The organism is Nocardia fodinahabitans (assembly GCF_052983615.1).
Genome location: NZ_JBRJJC010000001.1, coordinates 848538 through 871816, shown reverse-complemented (window position 1 = coordinate 871816; position 23279 = coordinate 848538). Strand labels below are relative to the sequence as shown.

26 protein-coding genes and 1 pseudogene are annotated in these 23279 nt (G+C 70.1%); 19 read left to right on the top strand and 8 right to left on the bottom strand.

Annotated elements, in window-relative coordinates; all coding sequences use genetic code 11:
• Window positions 1-252: 252 nt before the first annotated feature.
• The 5 genes from pgsA to pspM all read left to right on the top strand — a co-directional run bounded on the left by pgsA (window position 253) and on the right by pspM (window position 4037).
• The gene (gene pgsA, locus NV348_RS04295) at window positions 253-909 is read left to right on the top strand and encodes a CDP-diacylglycerol--glycerol-3-phosphate 3-phosphatidyltransferase (RefSeq protein ID WP_447145807.1); all 657 of its coding nucleotides are present in this window, start codon (window positions 253-255) and stop codon (window positions 907-909) included.
• Window positions 906-1397, top strand: coding sequence for a CinA family protein (locus NV348_RS04290; protein WP_447145806.1), 492 nt, complete (start codon window positions 906-908; stop codon window positions 1395-1397). The genes pgsA and NV348_RS04290 overlap by 4 nt, the downstream gene beginning before the upstream one ends.
• 91 nt (window positions 1398-1488) lie before the next feature.
• Window positions 1489-1941, top strand: a complete 453-nt coding sequence (locus NV348_RS04285) for a helix-turn-helix domain-containing protein (protein ID WP_447145805.1) — start codon at window positions 1489-1491, stop codon at window positions 1939-1941.
• Between the two features lie 195 nt (window positions 1942-2136).
• On the top strand, window positions 2137-2964 hold the full coding sequence (locus tag NV348_RS04280; RefSeq protein WP_447145804.1) for a PspA/IM30 family protein: 828 nt from the start codon (window positions 2137-2139) through the stop codon (window positions 2962-2964).
• A gap of 218 nt (window positions 2965-3182) precedes the next feature.
• Entirely contained in the window at window positions 3183-4037 is an 855-nt protein-coding gene (gene pspM, locus NV348_RS04275; RefSeq protein WP_447145803.1) for a phage shock envelope stress response protein PspM, read from the top strand.
• A 61-nt stretch (window positions 4038-4098) separates the two neighbouring features.
• Here pspM and NV348_RS04270 read toward each other — a convergent pair whose 3' ends face one another.
• Window positions 4099-5586 (bottom strand): carboxylesterase/lipase family protein, encoded by a 1488-nt coding sequence (locus NV348_RS04270; RefSeq protein ID WP_447145802.1) that lies wholly within the window; start codon window positions 5584-5586, stop codon window positions 4099-4101.
• 72 nt (window positions 5587-5658) lie between these two features.
• Window positions 5659-6354 (bottom strand): maleylpyruvate isomerase family mycothiol-dependent enzyme, encoded by a 696-nt coding sequence (locus NV348_RS04265; protein ID WP_447145801.1) that lies wholly within the window; start codon window positions 6352-6354, stop codon window positions 5659-5661.
• A gap of 174 nt (window positions 6355-6528) precedes the next feature.
• Between NV348_RS04265 and NV348_RS04260 the strand changes: the two genes are divergently transcribed.
• Together NV348_RS04260 and NV348_RS04255 are read left to right on the top strand one after the other, a co-directional pair.
• Window positions 6529-6705 carry a hypothetical protein gene (locus NV348_RS04260; protein ID WP_447145800.1) on the top strand — a complete coding sequence of 59 codons (177 nt, stop codon included), beginning with the start codon at window positions 6529-6531 and terminating at the stop codon, window positions 6703-6705.
• Between the two features lie 28 nt (window positions 6706-6733).
• A complete protein-coding gene (locus NV348_RS04255) occupies window positions 6734-7444 on the top strand; it encodes a PIG-L deacetylase family protein (RefSeq protein WP_447145799.1) in 711 nt (236 codons plus the stop codon).
• Between the two features lie 34 nt (window positions 7445-7478).
• On the opposite strand, the gene NV348_RS04250 is transcribed toward NV348_RS04255, so the two are convergent.
• Window positions 7479-8099, bottom strand: a complete 621-nt coding sequence (locus NV348_RS04250) for an HD domain-containing protein (protein WP_447145798.1) — start codon at window positions 8097-8099, stop codon at window positions 7479-7481.
• A gap of 128 nt (window positions 8100-8227) precedes the next feature.
• Between NV348_RS04250 and NV348_RS04245 the strand changes: the two genes are divergently transcribed.
• The 3 genes from NV348_RS04245 to NV348_RS04235 all read left to right on the top strand — a co-directional run bounded on the left by NV348_RS04245 (window position 8228) and on the right by NV348_RS04235 (window position 10880).
• The gene (locus tag NV348_RS04245; RefSeq protein WP_447145797.1) at window positions 8228-9379 is read left to right on the top strand and encodes a glycosyltransferase; all 1152 of its coding nucleotides are present in this window, start codon (window positions 8228-8230) and stop codon (window positions 9377-9379) included.
• 75 nt (window positions 9380-9454) lie between these two features.
• Window positions 9455-9646: a DUF3046 domain-containing protein gene (locus NV348_RS04240; protein ID WP_447145796.1), complete on the top strand. Its 192-nt coding sequence runs from the start codon at window positions 9455-9457 to the stop codon at window positions 9644-9646.
• Window positions 9647-9653: 7 nt separating this feature from the next.
• Window positions 9654-10880: a tetratricopeptide repeat protein gene (locus NV348_RS04235; protein ID WP_447145795.1), complete on the top strand. Its 1227-nt coding sequence runs from the start codon at window positions 9654-9656 to the stop codon at window positions 10878-10880.
• 19 nt (window positions 10881-10899) lie between these two features.
• Here NV348_RS04235 and NV348_RS04230 read toward each other — a convergent pair whose 3' ends face one another.
• Window positions 10900-11415 (bottom strand): CGNR zinc finger domain-containing protein, encoded by a 516-nt coding sequence (locus tag NV348_RS04230; protein WP_447145794.1) that lies wholly within the window; start codon window positions 11413-11415, stop codon window positions 10900-10902.
• Between the two features lie 127 nt (window positions 11416-11542).
• On the opposite strand from NV348_RS04230, the gene NV348_RS04225 reads away from it, so the two are divergent.
• The 9 genes and pseudogenes from NV348_RS04225 to NV348_RS04185 all read left to right on the top strand — a co-directional run bounded on the left by NV348_RS04225 (window position 11543) and on the right by NV348_RS04185 (window position 19861).
• Complete coding sequence (locus tag NV348_RS04225) at window positions 11543-11992, top strand: nuclear transport factor 2 family protein (RefSeq protein WP_447145793.1); 450 nt, start codon at window positions 11543-11545, stop codon at window positions 11990-11992.
• A gap of 177 nt (window positions 11993-12169) precedes the next feature.
• The gene (recA, locus tag NV348_RS04220; RefSeq protein ID WP_378854896.1) at window positions 12170-13207 is read left to right on the top strand and encodes a recombinase RecA; all 1038 of its coding nucleotides are present in this window, start codon (window positions 12170-12172) and stop codon (window positions 13205-13207) included.
• Window positions 13208-13627: 420 nt separating this feature from the next.
• Window positions 13628-14164 (top strand): annotated as a pseudogene (locus tag NV348_RS04215) (regulatory protein RecX); the annotation flags it as partial.
• Between the two features lie 108 nt (window positions 14165-14272).
• Entirely contained in the window at window positions 14273-14623 is a 351-nt protein-coding gene (locus NV348_RS04210; protein ID WP_447150930.1) for a hypothetical protein, read from the top strand.
• A gap of 304 nt (window positions 14624-14927) precedes the next feature.
• Complete coding sequence (locus NV348_RS04205; protein WP_447150929.1) at window positions 14928-15578, top strand: ABC transporter permease; 651 nt, start codon at window positions 14928-14930, stop codon at window positions 15576-15578.
• The gene (locus NV348_RS04200) at window positions 15571-16746 is read left to right on the top strand and encodes an ABC transporter ATP-binding protein (RefSeq protein ID WP_447145792.1); all 1176 of its coding nucleotides are present in this window, start codon (window positions 15571-15573) and stop codon (window positions 16744-16746) included. The genes NV348_RS04205 and NV348_RS04200 overlap by 8 nt, the downstream gene beginning before the upstream one ends.
• Window positions 16747-17083: 337 nt before the next feature.
• Window positions 17084-17848, top strand: coding sequence for an ABC transporter permease (locus tag NV348_RS04195; protein WP_447150928.1), 765 nt, complete (start codon window positions 17084-17086; stop codon window positions 17846-17848).
• Window positions 17845-18825: a glycine betaine ABC transporter substrate-binding protein gene (locus tag NV348_RS04190; RefSeq protein ID WP_447145791.1), complete on the top strand. Its 981-nt coding sequence runs from the start codon at window positions 17845-17847 to the stop codon at window positions 18823-18825. The genes NV348_RS04195 and NV348_RS04190 overlap by 4 nt, the downstream gene beginning before the upstream one ends.
• 175 nt (window positions 18826-19000) lie before the next feature.
• The gene (locus NV348_RS04185; RefSeq protein WP_447145790.1) at window positions 19001-19861 is read left to right on the top strand and encodes a 3-hydroxyacyl-CoA dehydrogenase; all 861 of its coding nucleotides are present in this window, start codon (window positions 19001-19003) and stop codon (window positions 19859-19861) included.
• A gap of 73 nt (window positions 19862-19934) precedes the next feature.
• Here NV348_RS04185 and NV348_RS04180 read toward each other — a convergent pair whose 3' ends face one another.
• The 4 genes from NV348_RS04180 to NV348_RS04165 form a co-directional block, all read right to left on the bottom strand.
• Window positions 19935-20828 carry an amino acid ABC transporter permease gene (locus NV348_RS04180; protein ID WP_447145789.1) on the bottom strand — a complete coding sequence of 298 codons (894 nt, stop codon included), beginning with the start codon at window positions 20826-20828 and terminating at the stop codon, window positions 19935-19937.
• Window positions 20825-21496 (bottom strand): amino acid ABC transporter permease, encoded by a 672-nt coding sequence (locus NV348_RS04175; protein WP_447145788.1) that lies wholly within the window; start codon window positions 21494-21496, stop codon window positions 20825-20827. The genes NV348_RS04180 and NV348_RS04175 overlap by 4 nt, the downstream gene beginning before the upstream one ends.
• 91 nt (window positions 21497-21587) lie before the next feature.
• The gene (locus NV348_RS04170) at window positions 21588-22424 is read right to left on the bottom strand and encodes a glutamate ABC transporter substrate-binding protein (RefSeq protein ID WP_447145787.1); all 837 of its coding nucleotides are present in this window, start codon (window positions 22422-22424) and stop codon (window positions 21588-21590) included.
• Between the two features lie 32 nt (window positions 22425-22456).
• Window positions 22457-23185 (bottom strand): amino acid ABC transporter ATP-binding protein, encoded by a 729-nt coding sequence (locus NV348_RS04165; protein ID WP_447150927.1) that lies wholly within the window; start codon window positions 23183-23185, stop codon window positions 22457-22459.
• Window positions 23186-23279: the final 94 nt, after the last annotated feature.

Below are 23279 nucleotides of genomic sequence, written 5' to 3'. Positions count from 1 at the left end.
TGCACAGTAGTCGGCCGGGTTACCGATAGTCTGAACATGTGCCGCACATCCTGTCGATCCGCTCACCGCATCGCGCCGGGCTCGACGACCGGATCCGACGGCACTACCCGCGCGAGCAAACCGCGCGCGAAACGGGTGGATTTCGGCGCAGTGCCGGTGAGTGCCGAGAGGGCGGGGCATGAGAGGTCAGCGCGCGGAGGAGGCAGCCTGCGTAACCACGGAGAGCGCCCGAGCAGGCCAGATGGACGCAGCATGAGCGTGCGACCCGAGGAGATCGACCGCGGGTGGGAGGCGGCCGCGCTGGCGCGCGCGGTGCCCGACCGTGCCGAGGCGCAGGTTCCCGTGCTCAATATCGCGAACGTGCTGACCGTCGCACGGATCGTGCTTGTCCCGTTGTTCGTGCTGGCGCTGTTCGCCGAGGGCGGGCACGACACGCGCTGGCGGATCATCGCCGCGGCGGTGTTCGGGCTGGCGGCGATCACCGATCGCTTCGACGGGCAACTGGCCCGCAAATACGGTTTGGTGACCGATTTCGGCAAGCTGGCCGACCCCATCGCGGACAAGGCGCTGATCGGTTCGGCGTTGATCGGGCTGTCGATCCTGGGCGATCTGCCCTGGTGGATCACCGCGGTCATCGTCGGACGCGAGCTCGGTATCACCCTGCTGCGGCTGATCGTAGTCCGGCGCGGGGTGATCCCGGCCGGTCGCGGCGGCAAGCTCAAGACGCTGGTGCAGTCGATCGCCATCGCGATGCTGCTGTTGCCGCTGTCGGGGGCCTTCGCCACCGCGGGCATGGTGCTGATGTACCTGGCCGTCGCGCTGACGGTGATCACCGGCCTGGACTACGTCGGCCAGGCGGCTCGCCTGTGGCTGGCGGGAGGACGCGCACGCGGCGAGTCCCGCTCGTGAGCGATCCGCTCGTCGCCGGCGCGCCGGTCGCCGAACTGGTCCGGGCATTGGCCGCGGCCGGTCAGACCGTCGCCACCGCCGAATCGCTGACGGCGGGCCTGCTGGCCGCCACTGTGGCCGGTGTGCCGGGCGCCAGCGCGGTGCTGCGGGGTGGCCTGATCGTGTACGCCACCGACCTGAAGAACCACCTGGCCTGCGTCGACGATGACATCCTCCGGGTCGACGGGCCGGTCGCCGCGTCGACCGCCGAGCAGCTCGCCGTGGGTGCCAGACAGCGCTGTGGCGCCGACTGGGGCGTGGGTCTGACCGGGGTCGCCGGACCCGATTCCCAGGACGGGCACCCGGTCGGGACGGTATACCTCGGATTGGCCGGTCCACGGCACAGTGAAGTGGTCCGGTTGAAACTCGACGGCGACCGGTGGACGATCAGGATCGGTGCGGTGCACAGCGCGGTGCGGGAGTTGCTGCGCTGTGTGACGACGAACTAGCCGCGTCCGGGAACCACCGGCCGATGCTCGACGTTGTGCCAGAAAGAGGTGAGCACCGCTGCGGCGGTGACACGAGGTGGAGGAGAACGAGATGACGCTGCTGCGGGAGGCAATCGGGGACAGTCTGCGGCGTGCGCGTCTCGCCCAGCATCGAACGCTGCGCGAGGTGTCGACCTCGGCGCGCGTGAGCCTCGGCTATCTGTCGGAAGTGGAGCGCGGCCGCAAGGAAGCCTCCAGTGAACTGCTCGCCGCCATCTGCGAGGCACTGGACGTGCCGCTGTCGCGGGTGCTGTGGGACGTGAGCACCATCATGGCCGGCGCCGACGGTTCGGCGCCGCGCGAGCCCGCGCTGACCGGCCCCGCCGCCGAGCGCGAAGCCGCCGCGGCCGAGCCGGCCGCCGCCGAACCCGCCGCCACGCCGGAGTCGGCCGCCGCGGCGAGCATGTCGGCCGAGCAGGGCGCACGGATCGGCATCGCCGAGGACACCCGCATCGTCATCCCGGCGCCCAGGGCCGAGATGCTGGTACTGGTGAAGGGAATGTGACGCGGCGAACCACGTGCTCGACGGGCGAGACGCTGCACACTGCTGGTGAGAACGGATAGATTCTCATCAGGCGTCGATCGGGCCGGTCGCACCGGCCCGGGTGCCGCATGGTGAAGGATAAGCACATATCTGGTGCGTGACGGTCGCGCACCACCAGTCGCACGAGCGACGCACAGATGGAGGCGGGATCAATCGATGGCTAATCCGTTCGTGAAGGCCTGGAAGTACATGATGGCCCTCTTCGACTCCAAGATCGAGGAGCATGCGGATCCGAAGGTCCAGATTCAGCAGGCTATCGAGGAGGCGCAGCGTCAGCACCAGGCGCTGTCGCAGCAGGCGGCGTCGGTGATCGGTAACCAGCGTCAGCTGGAGATGAAGCTGAACCGCCAGCTCGACGAGGTCGAGAAGCTCAACGCCAACGCCCGTCAGGCCGTCACGCTGGCTGATCAGGCGGCCGCCGCGGGCGACACCGAGAAGGCGATCCAGTACACCAACGCCGCCGAGGCGTTCGCCGCCCAGCTGGTCACCGCCGAGCAGTCGGTGGAAGACCTCAAGGTGCTGCACGACCAGTCCCTGCAGGCCGCCGCACAGGCCAAGAAGGCGGTCGAGCAGAACGCGATGATGTTGCAGCAGAAGGTGGCCGAGCGCACCAAGCTGCTCAGCCAGCTCGAGCAGGCCAAGATGCAGGAGCAGGTCTCGGCCTCGCTGCAGCAGATGGACTCCACCCTGTCCGCTCCCGGTTCCACGCCCAGCCTCGACGCGGTGCGCGACAAGATCGAGCGTCGCTACGCCAACGCGCTCGGTGCCGCCGAACTGGCGCAGAACACGGTGCAGGGCCGCATGATGGAGGTCCAGCAGGCCAGCATCCAGATGGCGGGCCACAGCAAGCTCGAGCAGATCCGCGCCTCCATGCGCGGTGACGCACTGCCCACCGGCAACAACGCCGCGGCGATCGACCCGGCGGCGCAGCAGCAGCCCGCGCAGGCGCCACAGATCAACAAGGGCCAGGCGGCGCAGCAGTAATATTGGCGCGCTGGCGCGCGCGTGTTCGCGGCCCCTTGGTCCCGCCGGTCAGGCACCGTTGCTTGCTCCTTCGTCGCTGACGCAACGGCGCCTGACCGGCGGGACGGCCGCGAACCGGCCACTGCGTGGCCGCCGCTCCTCGGGGTCGCGGGTGCGCGGTGGTGGCAACTTGTCGTCGTCTGCTGCGACACTGGTCCGTGGCGACGAAAGGATGAGGGATGAGCGGGAGAACACGGCGCGAACGAGCCGAGATCGTCGATCCGGCGGCGCCGGTGCACCCCACCGTGACCGGTGGTGTGCCCGCGACTCTGCGCGAGGTCGGTGAGCAGGCGATGGTGGCGGTGCGTCGCTGGGCCGATCCGCGCGAGAAGGAATTGCGCCGTAGGCGCCGGGCCCGTCGGCGGAGTTTTCAGCTCGGCACCGCGTCGGGCATCACCACGGTCGGCGCGGTCGGCCTGGCCGTGGTGGCGGCGCCGGCCTGGGCGGTCGTCGTGATCGGTGGCGGCGCTGTCGCTTTCGTGACCGGCACCGCGTTGAGCGCTCGCCGGTATCTGCAGTTGCGCGGTCAGCCGTTGCCGCAGGCGGCCTTCGTCGCCCGCAAGACGCCGGGGCTGCGCTCGGTGGCCCGCGGTCCGATCCAGCGGTTGATCCGCGCCGAACGCGCGTTGCACGGGCTCGGCGCCCAGATCGCCCGCACCCGAAGGCTGCCCGAGGACGAGCTGCGCGACCTGCTCGCGACGGCCCGCTCCGGCGCGGCCGCCCTGCACGCGCTGGCCGCCGACATCGTGGCGATGGAGCAGGCCGCCGACACCGTCGGCCGGGCCAACCCCGAGACCGTCTCCGCGCTGAAAGTCACCGTCAACGGGGTGCTCGCGCGTCTGGAGACCGGTGTCATGGAGTACGAACAGCTCGTCGCCGCGGCGGCGCGCATTCTGGCGGTTCCCGAGGACACGGTGGTCGCCTACCAGTTCAACGGTATCGTCGCCGATCTGCGCGAGGCCGCCGACCGGCTCGACGGCTGGGCCCAGGCGCTCACCGATCTGGCCGACCGCCCTGTCTCCGGTCCGCGCTAGCCCGCGGGCGCACAACGACTTCCGGCCCCGATGCCCGTTCCGGCGTCGGGGCCGTGCCGTGTCAGGTGATGGTCTGGCGCAGCGCGTCGAGTTCGGCCGATCGTGGATTCGCCACCGTCGACGATTCCGGGGTGTCGAAGATCCGCACCCGCTTGCTCTCGCTGTCGAACGCCGCCCACCCCGGATCGCCGTCGGTCGCGAACTTCACCCAGGCGGCGTGGATTTCGTCGGCCAGTGCCTGCGGTGGGTGCGGGCCGGTCAGCGAATGCGCGCCGTCGAGCGCGTCGAAGACGAACGGGACCTCGAGCACGTGGCAGGCGCCGAGGCCGGGAAGATCGGTGGGCCAGGCGAATTCGTACACATGCGTGGGCGCGCCCGCGGCATTGGCCTCGGCGAAGTCGACCGTGCCCGCCCGGAAGCACCAGTCGGTGAGGATCGCGTTGAAGATCTCGGCCGGGGTGGCGTCGGGGCGCTGCGCCGAATACGCCTGCGCCACCGCGTGATCGATGCCGTAGCGGGTGAGCACGAACGGCAGGGTGTCGGCGGTGACGGCGGCGGTGATGCCGGTGGGGACGGTGAAGAACCGGAACTCGTCGGCGGTGGTACCCGCGATCAGCGGCACCGCCCGCTCGGGATTCGCGACCAGGACCGCCGTCGGCGTGCCGGGGACGATGTCGTTGTCGACCACCGGGAACAGGCTCATGATGCCCATGCCCTGCTCGATCACCGACGCGCCCCAGCGCTGCGGGTCGGGGTCGGTCATCACCGCGAGGGCGACCGCGTTCTGCGCGGTGCGCAGCTCGTCGGGGCCTAGCTCGCCGAAATCGGCGGCGGTCGGGGCGATGCCGAGCTCCGCGGCCAGCGCGGCGGCCACCATCCGGGCGTCCTGCGCGTCGGCGGCGACCGCGCCGGTGCCGCTCTGCATGATCGCCCGGCGGAACAGCCCGGTCGACTGCGGCGCGGCGATCAACGCCGCCACGCTCATCCCGCCCGCCGACTCACCGAAGACGGTGACATTGTCCGGATCGCCACCGAAGGCGGCGACATTGTCGCGGACCCAGCGCAGCGCGAAGATCTGGTCGTGCAGGCCACGATTGAGCGGGGCACCGTCCAGCGCGGCGAACCCGGAGATCCCGAGCCGGTAGTTGATCGACACCAGCACCACGCCGTCGCGCGCGAACGCCGTGCCGTCGTAGATGACGCGCGCGTTCGACCCGCGCACGAACGCGCCACCGTGGATCCACACCAGGACCGGCAGCCCGCTCGCGGCCGGGTCCGGCGTCCACACGTTCGCGTTGAGGTACTCGTCGCCGGGGATTCCGTCGCTGCCGATCAGTGCGTGGATCGGGGCCGGATACGGCGACTGCGCGCAGGTCGCGCCCATCTCCGTCGCCTCGCGCACGCCGTCCCAGGCAGGCGCGGGCTCGGGTAGCTGGAAACGTCGGGCGCCGACCGGCGCCGCCGCGTAGGGCACCCCGAGAAAACGGGTGACACCCGCCTCGGTCCGGCCGCGCACCGCGCCGCTCGCGATCGTGACGATGGGTTCCATGGACTCCTCCTCGCTGACGCCCCGATTATGGTCGTGTGACCTCGTCGCCGTCAGTCGTTCGGCGGGCAGCGGCTACGGGACCAGCGGCCCGGCCAGCACTCGCTCGCCCGCGGCGCGGTCGCCGGTCCAGGTGAGTGCGGGATCGGACGCCGACAGGCGGGCCCACAGCGCGAGCAGCAGATCCGACGCGGTGCCGGCCAGCTCGGCGACCGGTGCACCGGGACCGTAGGTCCAGCTGCCGTCGGTATCGGTGGCGCGCAGCCGCAGGGCGACCTCCGGCGCGGTCGCCAGGCCACGGTGGATCATCCGCGGTGCGAACAGCTCGAAGACCTCGTCGATACCGTCGACCGCGAGCTCGGGGTCGAACGGCGCGGCGGCGCCGAGCGCGGCGCGGCCGTCCCACCGGTGCATGAGTGTCTCGTGCGCTCGTCTGCGGCGCCAGAACCCCACCGTGCGCGGCATGGTCCGGGTGAAGGTCCATGCCTCGCGGTCCGGGTCGGCCGACAGCGTGGTCAGCAGGGTGCCGGCGGTCGCCTCGTACCACTCGCGCAGTGCTGCGGTGTCCTTCGGCGCGGGATCGCCCTCGTAGTCGCCGCGCAGCTCGGTCACCGCGGTGACGACCCACAGATTTCCCCGGCCGACATGGTCGACGAGGTCGTAGAGGGTCCAGTCGCCGCAGGACGGGATCGGGGTGGCGAGATCGGCGTCCGCCGTGACGAGTCCACCGAAGGAAGCGAGTTCCGCGCGCAGCACAGCCAGGTAGTCCATAGCGCCTCACGGTAGTGGCTCGGCGTGGCTGAGCGGCGCTGATCCGGTCTCGGGGTGAACCCTGAGATCGCCCCCGATTTCTGGGTTGACCTGGTGATTTATCGGATCGTGGGTGGGAGCATCGAAGGTGTCGGATCGCCGGAGGGCGGTCACGGAACTGGCGAGGAGCACATCATGGTCTGGAAAGTCATCGGCATCGTCGTGGTCGCGTTGATCGCGTTCTGGATCATCGGGGCGCTGATCGAGGCGCTGTTGCCGGTCCTGGTGATCGCCGTGATCGGTACCGGGGTGTACCTGTTGTACAAGGCGGTGTCCGGGTCGAACGACAAGACCACGCTGACCAAGCCGTAATCGGGGCGTCTGCGCTTAGCATGGCGGGGTGGATCAGGTACCCGAGGACTGGCAGCGCGGACTGGTGATCGTCGCGCATCCCGACGACATCGAATACGGTGCGGCCGCCGCGGTCGCGCGGTGGACCGGACAGGGCAAGGACATTCGCTATCTGCTCGTCACCCGCGGCGAGGCGGGTATCGCGGGCATGCCGCCCGCGCAGGCCGGGCCGCTGCGGGAGATCGAGGAGCTCGCGGGCGCGCGGGAAGTCGGCGTCCACACCGTCGAATTCCTCGATCACCCCGACGGGCGGATCGAAGAGGGGCTGGCGTTGCGGCGGGACCTGGCCGCCGCGATCCGCAGGCATCGCCCGGAGATGGTGGTGCTGTTCAACTTCGGTGACACCTGGGCGCCCGGGATGGTCAACAGCGCCGATCATCGGGCGGTGGGCCGCTCGGCGATGGACGCCATCTCCGACGCGGGCAACGAATGGATCTTCCCCGAGATCGCCGACCTGGCACCGTGGTCGGCGCGCTGGGCCGCCGTGGTCGGTCCGGTCATGACCCACGCGGTGGACGTCGGCGGACAGCTGGACAAGGCGCGCGCCTCGCTCGCGGCGCACCGGCGCTACCTGCAGGTGCTCAGCGCGGTGCCGGTCGAACAGCAGGTGGACGAGATCGTCGCCTTCGCGACATGTCCCAAGGACGGATTCCCCGCCGCGCACGCGGTCGGCTTCGAGCTTTTCGCCTTCGCGGGCTGATTCGGCCGCCGGGCCGCGACCGGGGTGCGCGGGCTCAGTCGACGGGTCCCGCGTCGGGTCCGGTCCGCACCGGTCGTCCGCGCCGTGCCGAGGTGGCGACGCGCTCGACCGTCGGTCGCCAATCCCGCAGCGGCGCAACGAACAGGCCGACGACCTTGCCCGCGTCGTCGGCCCGGCGCAAGGCGAGCGCGGCGGCGAAGTCCGGGTCGGCGCGGAACCTGCGCGCCTCCTCGGCTGACATCGGCCCGCCCTGCGCGAGCAGGGTGCGCCTGCTCGAGGCGGACAATCCGGCGGCGTGCGCCGGATCCGTCGCCACCAGAAAGCGCTTCGCGACCACGTGCAGCTCCACCAGGCGCGCGACCCGCTCGCCGAGCAGCTCGCGCACCGCGGCGGCGCCGTGGCGGCCGTGGCCCGCGTCGTCACCGGGGACCAGGACATGGCCGATGTCGTGGACCAGGCCCGCGACCTGGAGTTCCGGGTCGTCGGGATGGTCCCGGCGCAGCAGTTCGGCGCACTGGCGGTCGTGATCGAGGATGTCGACCGGATCGCCGCTGCGATCGACGGTGTCCCAGGCGTCCGCGCAGCGGGCGAGCAGCGCGAACAGATCGTCGACGGTCGCGATCGCGCGGTCGGGAGTGGAGGTTTCGGGCCACACGGCAGGTCACTCCTCGCGATTCGGCGGGCCCGCGGATGCGTGCCCGGCTGTCGTCGTGACGGTAGCCGACCGGCCGGTAGCCGGCTGGGCGCGGCGAACCATGCCGAGGGGTATGGCACGCTGACGGCATGCGAGTAGCTGTGGTGGCCGGGCCCGATCCGGGGCATGCGTTTCCCGCGATCGCGTTGTGTCTGCGATTGCTGGCCGCGGGCGACGAGCCGGTGCTGTTCACCGGCCCGCGCTGGCTCGACGCGGCCAGAGCCGCGGGCATCAGTGTGCGCAGGCTCAAAGGGCTCGCGCCGCGCCCCACCGACAACGACGCCGACGCGGGCGCGCGCATCCACGAACGCGCCGCCCACATCGCGACCGAGAACCTGCCCGAACTGAGCGCGATGCTGCCGGACCTGATCGTCTCCGACGTGCTCACCGCGGGCGGCGGGATGGCCGCCGAGCGGCTCGGGCTGCCGTGGGTCGAACTGTCCCCGCATCCGCTGTACCTGCCCTCGAAAGCGTTGCCGCCGATCGGCAGTGGCCTCGCGCCGGGGGAGGGCGTGCGCGGCCGGGTCCGCGACGGCGTATTGCGCACGATGACCGCCCGCGCGGTCAAGGCGGGCGGTCGGCAGCGTTCGGCGGCGCGCGAGAGCATCGGGCTGCCCGCCGAGGATCCGGGTCCCACCGCACGGCTCGTCGCGACCCTGCCCGCGCTGGAGGTGGAACGGCCGGACTGGCCCGCCGACACCCACGTCGTCGGGCCGCTGCTGTGGGAACCGACCGACGCGATCCTGCCGCTGCCGCCGGGGGACGCGCCGCTGGTGATGGTGGCGCCGTCCACGGCGCATACAGGGGTGGACGCCATGGCCGACACCGTGCTCGCCGGGCTGGCCGGGCTCGGCGTCCGCGCGGCCGTCTCGATGCTCGACACTCCGCCGGCCGATCTGCCCGGCTGGGCGACCGCCGGGCTGGGCCGCCAGGACACCCTGCTCACCGAGGCCGCGGTGGTCGTCGGTGGCGGTGGACACGGCCTGCTCGCGAAATCGCTGGCTGCCGGGGTGCCGGTGGTGACCGTGCCCGGCGGCGGTGACCAGTGGGAACTGGCCAATCGCGCGGTGCGCCAGGGCAGTTCGGTGCTGGTGCGCCCGCTGACGCCGGAGGCGGTCGGCGCCGCGGTGCGGCAGGTGCTCGACGACCCGGCCTACGCCGCCGCGGCCCGGCGCGCCGCCGCCGGGCAGGCCGAGGTCGAGGATCCGGTGGAGATCTGTCACGAGGCCGCCAAGCGCTGACCGGGCGATCTCGCGGCGGGCCCCCGACAGCGGTGGCCCTGTCGGGTGTCGCCGAGCGCGAGTATCTTGGGCATCGTGCGGTTGACCGAATTCCAGGAGCTGATGCACACCGAGTTCGGCGTGGCGCGCGCCGACGCCATGCTGGCCGATCACGTGATACCGGTGCTCGGGCGGACCGGTGCCGCCGCGATCGAGGCGGGCGTCGACCCGCGAGACGTGTGGCGCGCCCTGTGCGCCGATTTCGATGTTCCCCGAACCCGATGGTGAGCAGGTCATGGCTGTGACAGCGCGGAACCCGGACACCCGGCCGTATCGGTTCGACGAGCGGCTGCGGATGATCCCGGTCGACCCCGACACGCTCGCGGCGAGAGTCGCCGTCGCCGATCCCCGCGATTTCGGCGGCCTGCGCCGGCTCGGCATCGCGCTGATGCTGCTCGGCCGTCACGACGAGGCCCTCGACCGGCTCGATCAGGCGTTGGAACTGGCCGATACCGAGCGGCGCCGGATCACCGTGTGGATCAACCTCGCCGACGTGTACCGCTACCAGGGCGAGCCCGCTCCCGCCGAGATCCTGTACCGGCGTGCCCTCGACGCCAGCCGCGTGCTCGATCCCGAGCTCGTCTCCTTCGCCGCCCATCACCTGGGCACGTCGCTGGCCGAGCAGCATCGGCCGCGGGAGGCGCGGGAGCTGCTCAACGAGGCGATGCGGCTGCGGGTGGCCGACGGTGATTCCGAACTCATCGAGTCGACCCGCGCGGCCCTGGACCACCTCGACGAGCTGGCCCTGCCGCTGCCGCCCGCGATCGCCGAGCTGCTCGGGCCGGTGCCCGCGTGGTCGGCCGAGCACGCTGGCCGTGGCGGCAATCTCGTGCGCTCGGGTGGGTACTGGATCAAGCGCGGGCCGCGGGCGGTCGCCGAGCACGATCGGTTGACCTGGTTGCGCGACAACGGCATCGCGGTGCCGACGGTGGCCGCCTTCGCCGAGGACATCCTGGTGCTGGCCGACGCCGAAGCCCGCTCGCTCACCGATCTGGCCGGTGATCCGGCCGAGGTCGGCACTGTGATGGGGCAGGCCCTGCGCGCGCTGCACGCCATGCCGATCGGTGGGTGCCCGTTCGACGGGCGCCTCGAGGTGACTCTCGCGCAGGCCCGCCGCCAGGTCGTCGAAGAGTTCGTCGACACCGCCGATTTCGACGCCGACCATCGCGAACTCACTCCCGCGGCGATCCACGAGTACCTGGTGGCACAGCGCCCGTCCGAGGAGGATCTCGTCGTCGCGCACGGCGATTTCACCCCGGGCAATGTGCTCGCCGATGGCGTGCTGATCGATGTCGGCGCGCTGGGTGTGGCCGACCGCTATCGCGATCTCGCCCTCGCCGAACGCGACCTGGCCGAGGATTTCGGCATCGACGCGGTGGCGGCGTTCTTCACCGCCTACGGGCTGACCGGGCCCGACCGCGCGAAGCTCGAGTACTACCGGCTGCTCGACGAATTGTTCTGAGGGCGCGGCACTTCGGCGCTCAGCTGGTCTTGGCGTAGTGGCGCGCGGCTTTGGTGCGGTTGCCGCAGGTCGCCATGGAATGCCAGCGCCGGGTCCCGTTCTTGGACGTGTCGTAGAAGAACAACACGCAGTCCGGATGCGCGCACTGGCGGATCCGGTGCGGCGCCTCGGCGATCAGATGCAGCAGATTGTCGGCCGCGAGCCAGCCCGGCAGCCAGGCCGGATCGGCCACCTCGGGGATGTCGCGTGGGCCGTCGACGGTGAGTTCACGGCGCAGGCGGCCGCGATCGAGTACCTGGTTGAGTGCGGTGGGGTCGGCGGCGGTGACCGCCGCGTAGACGGCGTCGCGGGCGGCGTGCAGCGCGGTCAGCGTGTGCTCGTCGGCGGGAACGCGGTCGGCGAGGCCGGTGAGCTCGAGCCACAGCCGCAGCCCGTCGAGATCGGTGAGCAGGTCACCGGGGGTGGCGCCCGCCCAGCGCGTGTTGAGCAGGTCCAGAGCCGGTGGTTCGCCGGTGTGCGGACGGGGATCGCGCATGCCTGAGGCTACCAACTCATCTCCTGACCACTGTCGCGATTTCGCGGGTTGACGGTGCTGCCCGGCCACCCTACTGTCTAACCTGTAAACGCCGAATAGATAGTTAACATTCCGGAAGGGGTCCCCCGTGCGACCGCCACTGCCACCCTTCGACCTCGACTCCGCGCGCGCCAAGGTGCTCGCCGCCGAAAATGCCTGGAACACCCGCGATCCCGAGCGGGTCGCCGCGGCCTATACCGAGGATTCGGTGTGGCGCAACCGCGACGAGTTCTTCACCGGCCACGCCGCCATCGTCGATTTCCTCACCCGCAAGTGGTCGGCCGAGAACGGCTACGCCCTGCGCAAGGATCTGTGGGCCTTCCACGACAACCACATCGCCGTGCGCTTCCAGTACGAGTGGCACGACGAGTCCGGCCGGTGGTGGCGCAGCTACGGCAACGAGCAGTGGGAGTTCGCGCCGGACGGGCGGATGGCGCGGCGCGAGGCCAGCATCAACGATGTGCGGATCGACGAATCCGAGCGGCGGATCTTCGGGCCGCGTGCCGACGGCGACGACTCGGTGCTGCCGCAGCGGTAGCCCGCGGGCTGCGGTGCCGTCGATGTGCGCCGGGTTTGCGAGTCCTCGCGTGTTGGGCGGGCGCGTCGCTTGACTCGAATGGGTGTTCGACTAATCTGGGCGCCAGAACTTGTCGGTGCCGGCCTCTACTGTGGGCGCCAACCAGGGAGACACTCACCTCGAGAAGGGGACCACATCATGGCACCGCAGGCCTACGATCGCGACAAAGCGCTGGAGCTGGCACTGGCGCAGGTGGAGAAGAGCTTCGGCAAGGGCGCGGTCATGCGCCTCGGCGAAGATGTCCGCCCGCCCATCGGCGTCATCCCGACCGGCTCCATCGCCCTCGATGTCGCGCTCGGCATCGGCGGTTTGCCCCGCGGTCGCGTCGTCGAGATCTACGGCCCGGAATCCTCGGGTAAGACCACTGTCGCGCTGCACGCGGTAGCCAATGCCCAGGCCGCGGGCGGTGTGGCCGCGTTCATCGATGCCGAGCACGCGCTCGATCCCGAGTACGCCCGCAAGCTCGGCGTCGACACCGACGCGCTGCTGGTCTCCCAGCCCGACACCGGTGAGCAGGCGCTCGAGATCGCCGACATGCTGGTGCGTTCCGGCGCCATCGACATCATCGTCATCGACTCCGTGGCGGCCCTCGTGCCGCGTGCCGAGATCGAGGGCGAGATGGGCGACAGCCACGTCGGCCTGCAGGCCCGCCTGATGAGCCAGGCACTGCGCAAGATGACCGGCGCGCTCAGCAACTCCAACACCACCGCCATCTTCATCAACCAGCTGCGCGAGAAGATCGGCGTCATGTTCGGTTCGCCGGAGACCACCACCGGTGGTAAGGCGCTGAAGTTCTACGCCTCGGTCCGCCTGGACGTGCGCCGCATCGAGACCCTCAAGGACGGCAGTGACGCGGTCGGCAACCGCACCCGCGTGAAGGTCGTCAAGAACAAGGTGAGCCCGCCGTTCAAGCAGGCCGAGTTCGACATCCTCTACGGCCAGGGCATCTCCAAGGAGGGCTCGCTCATCGACATGGGTGTCGAGCACGGCTTCATCCGCAAGTCGGGCTCCTGGTACACCTACGAGGGCGACCAGCTGGGCCAGGGCAAGGAGAACGCCCGCAAGTTCCTGCTGGAGAACACCGACGTGCGCGACGAGATCGAGAAGAAGATCAAGGAGAAGCTGGGCATCGGCGCCGACCTGACCGCCGAGGCCGACGCGCCCGCCGACTTCTAGCCGATGGACTCGCCGATCTCCGGCGGCCGAGCGCCCCGCGATCCGGTGGATCCGGTCGAGGACATGCGCAGGCAGCTGGCCCGCCTCGGCATCGAGGTGGCGCCGGAAGCGCCGCAGCGGCGAGACCGTCACCGCGACAGCGCGGACACCGAACTCGTCCGGTCGGCTCGGGCACACCGAGCCGAGCTGGACGCCAGGGGAATTCGGTCGGGTGCGGGCGATCCGCAGCGCGCGCACCCGACCGGATTCGCCGATGATGATCAACCACACGATTCCGCTGCGCGGACTGGGGATGATCATGAAGAGTGGGGGAGCGGGGCGCGGCCCCGTGGCGCCCGGCGCGGACGTAGGTCCGCCCGGCGCGAGAAAGACTCCCTGTCGACCGGCGTCGGTGGTGACGACGGGCGGCAGGTGGATCCGGTGGCGGCCGGATCCCAGCCGGGAGAGCCCGACAGGCGGGCCGGCACACGCCGGCTCGCCCCGGGCGACCGTCCGAAGGCGACCGTCGACCAGGCCAAGGACGCCTGCCTGAACCTGCTGGCCGTGCGCGCCCGCAGCCGGGCCGAGCTGGAGAAACGCCTCGGGGAGAAGGGTTTCCGGCGCGAGGTGACCGAGGCCGCGATCGACCGGCTCGCCGAGGTCGGCCTCGTCGACGACAGTTCCTTCGCCGAACAGTGGGTACACGAGCGCCACACGTACTCCGGCCGGGGCAAGCGGGCCCTGCAGCGTGAACTGCGCGACAAGGGCGTCGCGCCCGCCGATGCCGAGAACGCGCTGGCGGTCGTCACCGACGACGCCGAACGCGCCCGCGCCACCGACCTGGTCCGCCGCAAACTCACCACTCTGTCCCGGGAGATGGACCGCGACAAGGCGGTCCGCCGACTCGTCGGCATGCTGGCCCGCCGCGGCTACGACCAGTCGACCGCCTTCGCTGTCGTCACCGCGGAACTCGCCGCGGCCGGCTTCACCCAGGCCCCCGCTCAGCCGCGCCGGGCGAGCGGGTCCGAGCCGGACCTGGACGTGCAGTCCCACGATCTCCGGCGACCCGAACGACCGGGCGATCCGATGTCCCACGCCGACAGCGAGATCGAGGCGGGCCCGGACGGCCGAGACGAGAGGATCTCGCACCGAAACCGCTCCCGATGGTCACGCGCGGTCAGCGCGTCGGCCGACAGCGAAGGTCCCGGCGACACCGGCCCGGACCAGGCGCCCGACCGGCGCTCGCCGCGCCGCCCGGTCCCCGGCGACGAGCAGGCCGCCGCCGACCTGGTCCGCCGCAAACTCCGCAGCATGCCCACCGACCTCGACCGCGCCAAGGCCACCCGCCGCCTGGTCGACATGCTCGCCCGCCGCGGCTACAGCCCCGCCATCGCCTATCCGGTGGTGAAAGCCGAACTGGCCGAGGCCGATCGCTGAGCTGGGTGACGAACACCCGGAGCGCTGATCGACTTCGGTGGCGAGGCGTCGCCGCGAGGAGAGCGGTGCGGGGATCGGCGCTGACCGCGAGGCATGGCCGCGAGGCCGGTGGCGCGAACGGCTCCGTGCGCGAGGTGGGGCGCGTAGGATGACTTCGCGCCGGTGAAACATGGTTTCGCGCAGGCGGATTCGAGCGTCGCCTGCTGCGGCGGGGGTGTGGGAACGGGGTGTTTCACCCGAGGTCGGGGTGGGCATTCCGGGGAACAGGGCCTGGTGTGGCCGCCGAACTACGGGGAGGTGGACCCTGGACGCGTTGTGGTCGTTCGTGGTGAACCGGCGTGAGCAGTTGCTGGTCGATTCGTATCTGCATGTGTCGGCGGTGGTGCAGTCGCTGGTGCTGGCGACGATCGTCGCGGTGGTCGTGGGGGTGCTGGTGTACCGGAGCCCGCTCGGCTCGGCGGCGGCGACCGCCACGGCCGGGGCGATCCTCACGGTGCCGTCGTTCGCGCTGCTCGGGTTGCTGATTCCGTTCCTCGGGCTCGGTGTGGGACCGACGATCGTGGCGTTGGTGCTGTACGCGCTGCTGCCGATCCTGCGCAATACGGTGCTCGGCCTGTCATCGGTGGATCCGGCGGTGGTCGATGCCGCGCGCGGAGTCGGCATGAACCGGATGCGATTGCTGACCGCGATCGAACTGCCGCTGGCCTGGCCGTCGATTCTGGCCGGGATGCGGGTCAGCACCCAGATGATCATGGGCATCCTCGCCCTGGCCGCGTATGCGAAAGGCCCCGGCCTGGGCAACCTCATCTTCTCCGGGCTCTCGCGCCTCGGCAGCCCGAACGCGGTGCCGCAGGCGCTCACCGGCACGGTGCTCATCGTCGTGCTGGCACTCGCGCTCGACGGCGTGCTGTTGCTGCTCGGCCGGCTCACCATCTCGAGGGGAATTCGTGACTGACACCGAAACCAGCACCGCCGCCGCATCCGCGGTCTCCGGGGTCGAGATCGTCCTCGACCGGGTCACCAAGCGCTATCCCGACCAGCCCGATCCGGCGGTCGAGGAGGTCAGCATGACCATCCCGGCCGGGGAGATCGTGGTTCTGGTCGGGCCCTCGGGGTGCGGCAAGACCACCACCATGCGGATGATCAACCGGTTGATCGAACCCACCTCGGGCACCGTCACGATCGGCGGCCGCGACGCCGCCGCCATCGATGCCGACGAATTGCGCCGTGGCATCGGCTATTCCATCCAGCAGGCGGGCCTGTTCCCGCACCTGACCGTCGCGAAGAACATCGCCACGGTTCCCGGCCTGCTCGGCTGGGACCGCAAGCGCACCCAGGCCCGCGTCGACGAGATGCTCACCCTCGTCGGTCTCGACCCCGCCGTGTACCGCGGCCGCTACCCGCGCCAGCTCTCCGGCGGTCAGCAGCAGCGCGTCGGGGTGGCCAGGGCACTGGCGGCCGACCCGCCGGTGCTGCTGATGGACGAGCCGTTCGGCGCCGTCGACCCGATCACGCGCGCGCTGCTCCAGGACGAATTGCTGCGCCTGCAGGGCGAACTCGGCAAGACCATCGTCTTCGTCACCCACGATTTCGGCGAGGCCGTCAAACTCGGCGACCGGATCGCGGTCCTGGGTGACCGGTCGCGCATCCTCCAGTACGACACTCCGGCGGCGATCCTGGCCGCTCCCGCCGACGAGACGGTCGCCGGTTTCGTCGGCAACACCGCCACCATCGACCGCCTCGGCCTCGCCGTTCTCGCCGATCTCGACCTGGACCAGGGCATCGCCGTCACCGAGGACACCGCCCCGGCCGACCTCACCGACCGCCTGCACACCGCGCACCAGGACTGGGGCATCGTCCTCGCCGCCGACCGCAGGCCGGTGCGCCGGATCGCGGCAGGCGAACTCGCCCACGCGGATTCGCTGCGTGACCTCGGCGCACCGATCCAGACCACGCTCCCCACCGAAGCGACCCTCCAGGACGCCCTCGCGATCCTGCTGACCGAACGCACCGCCTCGGCGGTGGTCGTCGACAACACCGGCGCGTTCGCCGGAGTGGTCACCGTAGACACGCTGATCAGCCATCTGGCCGCCGCCGGTACCGCCGAGACGGTGCGGGCATGACCGCGGCGCGGATCCGGCCCCCGGTCGCGCCCCGGTGTGCGAGGCGGCCGGTCGACAGCGCGTGCGCTCAGCTGGTCCCTGACCGGCCGTGGTCCGGTGGGGTTGTCGACCACGGTGGCGGCGGGCAACGCCGGATCCCGGTCGGCGACGGGCTTGCTCGTCCGTTGGTCGCGCCCGGCGCGCTGCGGACTGCCGGTCGTGCGGAAAACACGGCCGCCGACGGCCCGGTGCTCGACCGGGTATTCGCGACCCACGGCGCCGGTGCCGCTGCCGACCCCGCACCGCGAGCTCGGAGGGCCGCAGCGTGACGATTTCCGCTTCCGTCCAGCCCGGTTCGATGGTGGACGTGCCTGCCGCACCCGCCGCGCAGCGGCGCGCCGAATTCCTGCGGCTGCTGGTCCAGCCCGTGATCGTGCTGATCCTGACCGTCGGCGTGCTGGTGTGGGCGTTCCGGCGCGACCTGACACTCACCCAGCAGGCGAGTATCAGCGTCGGCAATATCGCCGAGGTGACCTGGCAGCACATCCTGATCACCGCCGCGGTCGTGATCATCGTCGTGGCGGTGGCGGTGCCGCTGGGCACAGTGCTCACCCGGCCCGGATTCCGCAGGCTCGCACCGATCTTCGTCGGCATCGCCAATATCGGTGCCTCGGCGCCCGCCATCGGCCTGATCGTGCTGTGCTACCTGGTCACCCGCACCACCGGATTCTGGGTGGGGGTCGCGCCCATCGCCTTCTGCTCGCTGCTGCCGGTGCTGCGCAACACGATCCTGGGCTACCAGGAGGTCGATCCGACGCTGGTCGACGCTGGTCGCGGGCAGGGGATGTCGGCGGTGCAGGTGTTGCGGCGCATCGAGTTCCCGCTCGCGGTGCCCTACATCCTGGCCGGTCTGCGCACCTCGCTGGTGCTGGCCGTCGGCACCGCGACGCTGTCGTTCCTGGTGAGTGCGGGCGGGCTCGGCATTCTCATCGATACCGGCTACAAGCTGCGCGACACCGTCACCCTGACCGTGGGCGCGGTGCTCGCCGTCGCCCTGGCCTTGTTCGTCGACTGGCTGGGCGCGCTGGCCGAACAGTTCCTCGGACCGAGGGGGTTGCGGTGAGGATCACCCGATGGCTGCGCGGGCTCGCGCCCGTGGCCGGTGTGCTGCTGGTCGCGAGTTGCGGTCTGCAGTCGGGCAGTTCGGTGCCACTGCCGGTGGGACCGGGCAGCATCGTGGCCGTGCCCGCCCTCGACGGGGTCGCGGTCACGGTGGGCTCCAAGGACTTCACCGAGGCCAACATCCTCGGCTACCTGATCGAATTCGCGCTCACGGCGGCGGGCGCGAACGTGCGCGACCTGACCAATATCCAGGGCTCCAACAGCCTGCGGGACGCCCAGCTGCACGGTCAGGTCGACATCGCCTACGACTACACCGGCACCGGCTGGATCAACTACCTGGGCAACGAGACACCCGAGCCGGACGAGGTGCGCCAGTTCGAACTCGTCCGCGACGCCGATCGCGCCGAGCACGACATGGTGTGGGCCGCGATGGCACCGATGAACAACACCTACGCCCTGGTCGCGAGCAGGCGCACCGCCGAGGAGACCGGCGTACGCACGCTGTCGGACTACGCGGCCCTGATCGCGAAGGACCCGGCCGCGGCCGCCACCTGCGTGGGCACCGAGTTCAACGTCCGCCAGGACGGCTACCCGGGCATGGCCCGCAAATACGGCATCGACGTCGGGGCCGTGCAGAAACAGATCGTCCAGGACGCGCTCGTCTATCAGGCCACCGCCGATGCCAAGCAATGCCGGTTCGGTTCGGTCGCCGCCACCGACGGCCGCATCCCCGCACTGGATCTGGTGCTGCTCGACGACGATCGCGGCTTCTTCCCGAAGTACAACGCCGCGCTCGTCATGCACGGCCCGTTCGCCGACGCGCACCCCGAGGTCGCCGCGATCATGGCGCCCATCTCCGCGCGCCTGACCAACGCGGTGATCACCGAGCTCAATCGCCAGGTCGACATCGGCGGTCGCGAACCGGCTGAGGTCGCCCGCGACTGGATGGTCGCCGAGGGACTGATCACCGCCGGCTGACCCACCGCGGCGGTGTGCCGAACTGTTACCAGCATCTCGTCCGAGATGTCCGAAACGCGGGGGTCCTTCACACCACCCGCTCAGCTTTCCGGGCCATGATGGACGGCGGTGGTGACACCGGAAACCGAAACGCGGAGCGGCGTGGGGGTCCGCTTCCCGACTGGGAGGATGACGCATGACGATCGAATTCCGCAAGGTGACCGTCCTGGGGACGGGGGTGCTCGGATCCCAGATCGCGTTCCAGACCGCCTTCCACGGGTTCGACGTGACCGCCTACGACATCGACGACAAGGCGATCACCGCGGCGCGTGGCCGATTCGACGAGCTCGCCACGGTGTATCAGCAGGACGTCGCGGGTGCCGACGCGAGCAACACCGCGGCGACCGCCGCGGGGATCACGTTGACCACCGATCTGGCCGCCGCGGCGGCCGAGGCGGACCTGATCATCGAGGCGGTGCCCGAGGTACTCGAGATCAAGCGCGACCTCTACGGCAAGCTCGGCGCGCTGGCACCCGAACGCACCGTGTTCGCGACGAACTCCTCGACGCTGCTGCCCAGCGACATCGTCGACTACACCGGCCGCCCCGGCCGGTTCCTGGCGCTGCACTTCGCCAATCACGTCTGGAAGTTCAACACCGCCGAGGTCATGGGCACCGAGCAGACCGATCCGGCGGTATTCCAGGCCGTGGTCGCGTTCGCGAGGGCCATCGGCATGGTGCCGATCGAATTGCACAAGGAGAAGGCGGGTTACGTCCTCAACTCGCTGCTGGTGCCGTTCCTGAACTCGGGTATCGAGCTCGCCGCGGGCGGTTACGCCGAACCTGCCGCGGTCGACGAGACCTGGCGCATCGCCACCGGCGCCCCGATGGGCCCGTTCCAGATCCTCGACATCGTCGGCCTCACCACCCCGTACAACATCCTGGTCAACGGCAGCGACGCGCACAAGAAGCTCGCGGCCTGGCTCAAGGAGAACTACATCGACAAGGGCAAGCTCGGCGCCGCCACCGGGGAGGGGTTCTACCGCTACACCACGTAGTCCCGCTCGATCAGGAAAACACATCGCGGGGCCCGATCCGTCCGGACCGGGCCCCGCGATGTGTTCGACCGAGCTAGTTCTTGGTGATGTCCACGCCGGGAGCGGCGTCGGTGACGATCGAATCGGTGGCCAGCACGGCACCGCCGCCCTTCTTGCGCCGCGACCGCAGGCGCTTCTCCAGCGTCGTGGCCAGGAAGGTCAGCGCCAGGTTCAGCGAGATCATGATCAGCGCCACGACCATCAGCGCGGGGATGGTGTTCTGCTGCGAGGCACCCTCCTGCTGACCGGCGCGCACCAGTTCCACGTAGGTGATCTGGTAGCCCAACGCGGTGTCCTTCAGGACGACCACCATCTGCGACACCAGGGCGGGCAGCATCGCCGTGACCGCCTGCGGCAGCAGGATCAGGCGCATCAGCTGGGTCTTGCGCAGGCCCAGCGCCACCGCGGCCTCGGTCTGGCCCTTGGGCAGCGACCGGATACCCGCGCGCACGATCTCGGCGATGACCGAGGCGTTGTAGATGACCAGTGCGATGACGACCGCGGCCAGCGCCAGGTCGTCGGAGCGGAAGACCTTGTACTCGCCGAACACGGCGAACAGGAAGATCATCAGGATCAGCACGGGGATCGCCCTGGCCAGCTCGACGATCGCGCCCGCGGTCCAGCGGATCCACCTGTGATCCGACAACCGCAGGATGCCGAAGATCATGCCGAAGATCAGCGCGAACACGATCGAGATGACCGCCGCGGTCAAGGTGCCCCGCAGACCGGGCAGCAGGTAGGTCTCCCAGACGCCCGCTTCCAGGAACGGCTTCCACTTGGCCGCGGTGAACTGACCTTGTTCGGCGAACGCGTCGTAGAGCAGCCAGCCGAAAACGGCCAGCGCGAGGACGACCAGTACCGAGTAGAGGTGATGCCGGACGCGCGCGCGGGGGCCCGGCGCGTCGAAGAGGACCGAAGCTGCGCTCATCGGGCTACCTCGTATCGCTTGGCCAGCCAGCCGAAGAACAGGCCGGTCGGCAGGGTGAGAATGACGAAGCCGAGGGCGAAGATCGCACCGATCGCGAGCAGCGCGGCCTCGTTCTCGTTCATCTCGCTCATCAGGAACGCGGCCTCGCCGACGCCGATCACCGAGGCGATCGTCGAGTTCTTCGTCAGGGCGATCAGCACACTGCCCAGCGGGGCGATGACCGCGCGGAAGGCCTGCGGCAGCACCACCAGGCGCAGGTTCTGCGCGAAGCCGAAGCCGAGCGAGCGGCCCGCTTCGGACTGGCCCAGCGGCACCGTGTTGATGCCCGAGCGCAGCGACTCGCAGACGAAAGCCGCCGTGTAGACACTCAGGCCGACGATCGCCCAGCGATAGTTGTTGTCCGACAGCGAATCACCGGCCAGCTTCCAGCCCAGGGTGGTGTACAGGCCGAGCGAGCAGAACACGATGATCAGGGTCAGGGGAGTGTTGCGGAAGATCGAGACGTAGACGGAGCCGACCCAGCGCGCGACCGGGATGGGTGACACGCGCATGGCGGCGACGAGGGTGCCGAGGATCAGCGCGCCGATCGCGGAGAAGAATGTCAGCTTGATGGTCACCCAGAAGGCGTCGAGGATTTCGGAGTCGTACCTCGAGATCAGGTCGAACACGGACGCGCGTCCTCCGATCGATGTGTAAGGGCCAGCAGGACTTCAACCGCGATGGCGGCCCGGGAGTCCCGGGCCGCCATCGCGGAGGTGATCAGTAGCGGTCGACGGTCGGCGGCTGCGGGATCGCGAAACCGGTGCCCGCGAAGGACTTCTCCAGCGCGGCCTTCCACGAACCGTCGGCGATCATCGCCTCGATCGCGTCGTTGATCTTGGTGCGCGCCTCGGACTCGCCCTTCTTGATACCGATGCCGTACTTCTCGGTGGTGAAGGGCTTGTTGACCAGCTTGTAGGAGCCCGGCGACTGCGCGGCGTAACCGGCGAGGATGACGTTGTCGGTGGTCACCGCGTCCATCGCGCCGCCACGCAGCGCCTCGATGCACAGCGAGTACGTGTCGTAGGTCTGCAGCTGCGCCTGCGGGTACTTGTCCTTGATGTTCTGGGCCGGGGTGGAGCCCTTCACCGAGCACACCTTCTTGCCCGCCAGCGACTCCGGGCCGGTGATGTCGGTGTTGTCGGCGCGCACCAGCAGGTCCTGACCGGCGATGTAGTACGGGCCGGCGAAGTCGACCTTCTCCTTGCGCTTGTCGGTGATCGAGTAGGTCGCGACGACGTAGTCGACTTGACCGTTCTCGAGCAGCGTCTCGCGCTGCGCCGACGGCGACTCCTTGAAGGTGATGTTCTCCGGCTTCACGCCCAGCTTGTCGCCGACGTACTTGGCCACCTCGACGTCGAAGCCGCTGTAGGTGCCGTCGGTGTTGCGCAGGCCCAGGCCCGGCTGGTCGAACTTGATGCCGACGGTCAGCTTGCCGTCCTTGGCGTGGTCGAGCACCGACCCCTCGTCACCGCCGCCACAGCCCGCGGTGAGCGTGGCAGCCAATGCCAGTGCCGCGGCGCCGATTCCGACCCGCGTCGCACGATTGATCCTCATCGAGTGTCCTTCTCCTGGTGATGGGTGGATGGTCAGTGACTGAGAATTTTGCCGAGGAAGTCCTTGGCCCGGTCCGAGGAGGGCGCGGTGAAGAAGGTCTCGGGCGCGGTGTCCTCGACGATCTCGCCGTCGGCCATGAACAGCACGCGGTCGCCTGCCCGGCGGGCGAAGCCCATCTCGTGGGTCACGACGAGCATCGTCATGCCCTCCTTGGCGAGCGAGACCATCACCTCGAGCACTTCGTTGACCATCTCCGGGTCCAGCGCCGAGGTGGGCTCGTCGAAGAGCATCACCTTCGGGTCCATCGCCAGCGAGCGGGCGATGGCCACGCGCTGCTGCTGACCACCGGACAGCTGGGCGGGGTACTTGTCGGCCTGGTTGCCGATGCCGACCCGGTCGAGCAGGGCGAGCGCGTGCTTGCGCGCGTCGTCCTTCTTGATGCCGCGGACCTTCAGCGGCGCGAGCATGACGTTCTCGAGAATCGTCTTGTGCGCGAACAGATTGAACGACTGGAACACCATGCCGACCTCGGCGCGCAGCGCGGCCAGCGCCTTGCCTTCGGCGGGCAGGGCGACACCGTCGATGGCGATGTCGCCGGAGTCGATCGGTTCGAGGCGGTTGATGGTGCGGCACAGCGTGGACTTCCCCGAGCCCGAGGGGCCGAGGACGATCACGACCTGCCCGCGGGGGACTTCCAGGTTGATGTGGCGCAGAACGTGGAGTTCACCGAAGTGTTTGTCCACGTTGCGCATCGAGATCATCGGCGGCGCGCCAGCAGTGGCGGCGGCGTCGGCTTTCCCGGTCGCGGGTGCGGCGTCGTCGGTCATGGTCAGAAACCTTAGGCGTTCTTCGGAG

Excerpts from the sequence above, each read along its gene's own strand:
- NV348_RS04185 (WP_447145790.1), top strand. The coding sequence starts at position 19,001 with ATGACGATCGAATTCCGCAAGGTGACCGTCCTGGGGACGGGGGTGCTC.
- NV348_RS04265 (WP_447145801.1), bottom strand. The coding sequence starts at position 6,354 with ATGGACTACCTGGCTGTGCTGCGCGCGGAACTCGCTTCCTTCGGTGGA.
- NV348_RS04170 (WP_447145787.1), bottom strand. The coding sequence starts at position 22,424 with ATGAGGATCAATCGTGCGACGCGGGTCGGAATCGGCGCCGCGGCACTG.
- NV348_RS04260 (WP_447145800.1), top strand. The coding sequence starts at position 6,529 with ATGGTCTGGAAAGTCATCGGCATCGTCGTGGTCGCGTTGATCGCGTTC.
- NV348_RS04285 (WP_447145805.1), top strand. The coding sequence starts at position 1,489 with ATGACGCTGCTGCGGGAGGCAATCGGGGACAGTCTGCGGCGTGCGCGT.
- NV348_RS04270 (WP_447145802.1), bottom strand. The coding sequence starts at position 5,586 with ATGGAACCCATCGTCACGATCGCGAGCGGCGCGGTGCGCGGCCGGACC.
- NV348_RS04280 (WP_447145804.1), top strand. The coding sequence starts at position 2,137 with ATGGCTAATCCGTTCGTGAAGGCCTGGAAGTACATGATGGCCCTCTTC.
- NV348_RS04180 (WP_447145789.1), bottom strand. The coding sequence starts at position 20,828 with ATGAGCGCAGCTTCGGTCCTCTTCGACGCGCCGGGCCCCCGCGCGCGC.
- pspM (WP_447145803.1), top strand. The coding sequence starts at position 3,183 with ATGAGCGGGAGAACACGGCGCGAACGAGCCGAGATCGTCGATCCGGCG.
- NV348_RS04235 (WP_447145795.1), top strand. The coding sequence starts at position 9,654 with ATGGCTGTGACAGCGCGGAACCCGGACACCCGGCCGTATCGGTTCGAC.
- NV348_RS04210 (WP_447150930.1), top strand. The coding sequence starts at position 14,273 with ATGTCCCACGCCGACAGCGAGATCGAGGCGGGCCCGGACGGCCGAGAC.
- NV348_RS04230 (WP_447145794.1), bottom strand. The coding sequence starts at position 11,415 with ATGCGCGATCCCCGTCCGCACACCGGCGAACCACCGGCTCTGGACCTG.
- NV348_RS04245 (WP_447145797.1), top strand. The coding sequence starts at position 8,228 with ATGCGAGTAGCTGTGGTGGCCGGGCCCGATCCGGGGCATGCGTTTCCC.
- NV348_RS04165 (WP_447150927.1), bottom strand. The coding sequence starts at position 23,185 with ATGATCTCGATGCGCAACGTGGACAAACACTTCGGTGAACTCCACGTT.
- recA (WP_378854896.1), top strand. The coding sequence starts at position 12,170 with ATGGCACCGCAGGCCTACGATCGCGACAAAGCGCTGGAGCTGGCACTG.
- pgsA (WP_447145807.1), top strand. The coding sequence starts at position 253 with ATGAGCGTGCGACCCGAGGAGATCGACCGCGGGTGGGAGGCGGCCGCG.
- NV348_RS04195 (WP_447150928.1), top strand. The coding sequence starts at position 17,084 with ATGGTGGACGTGCCTGCCGCACCCGCCGCGCAGCGGCGCGCCGAATTC.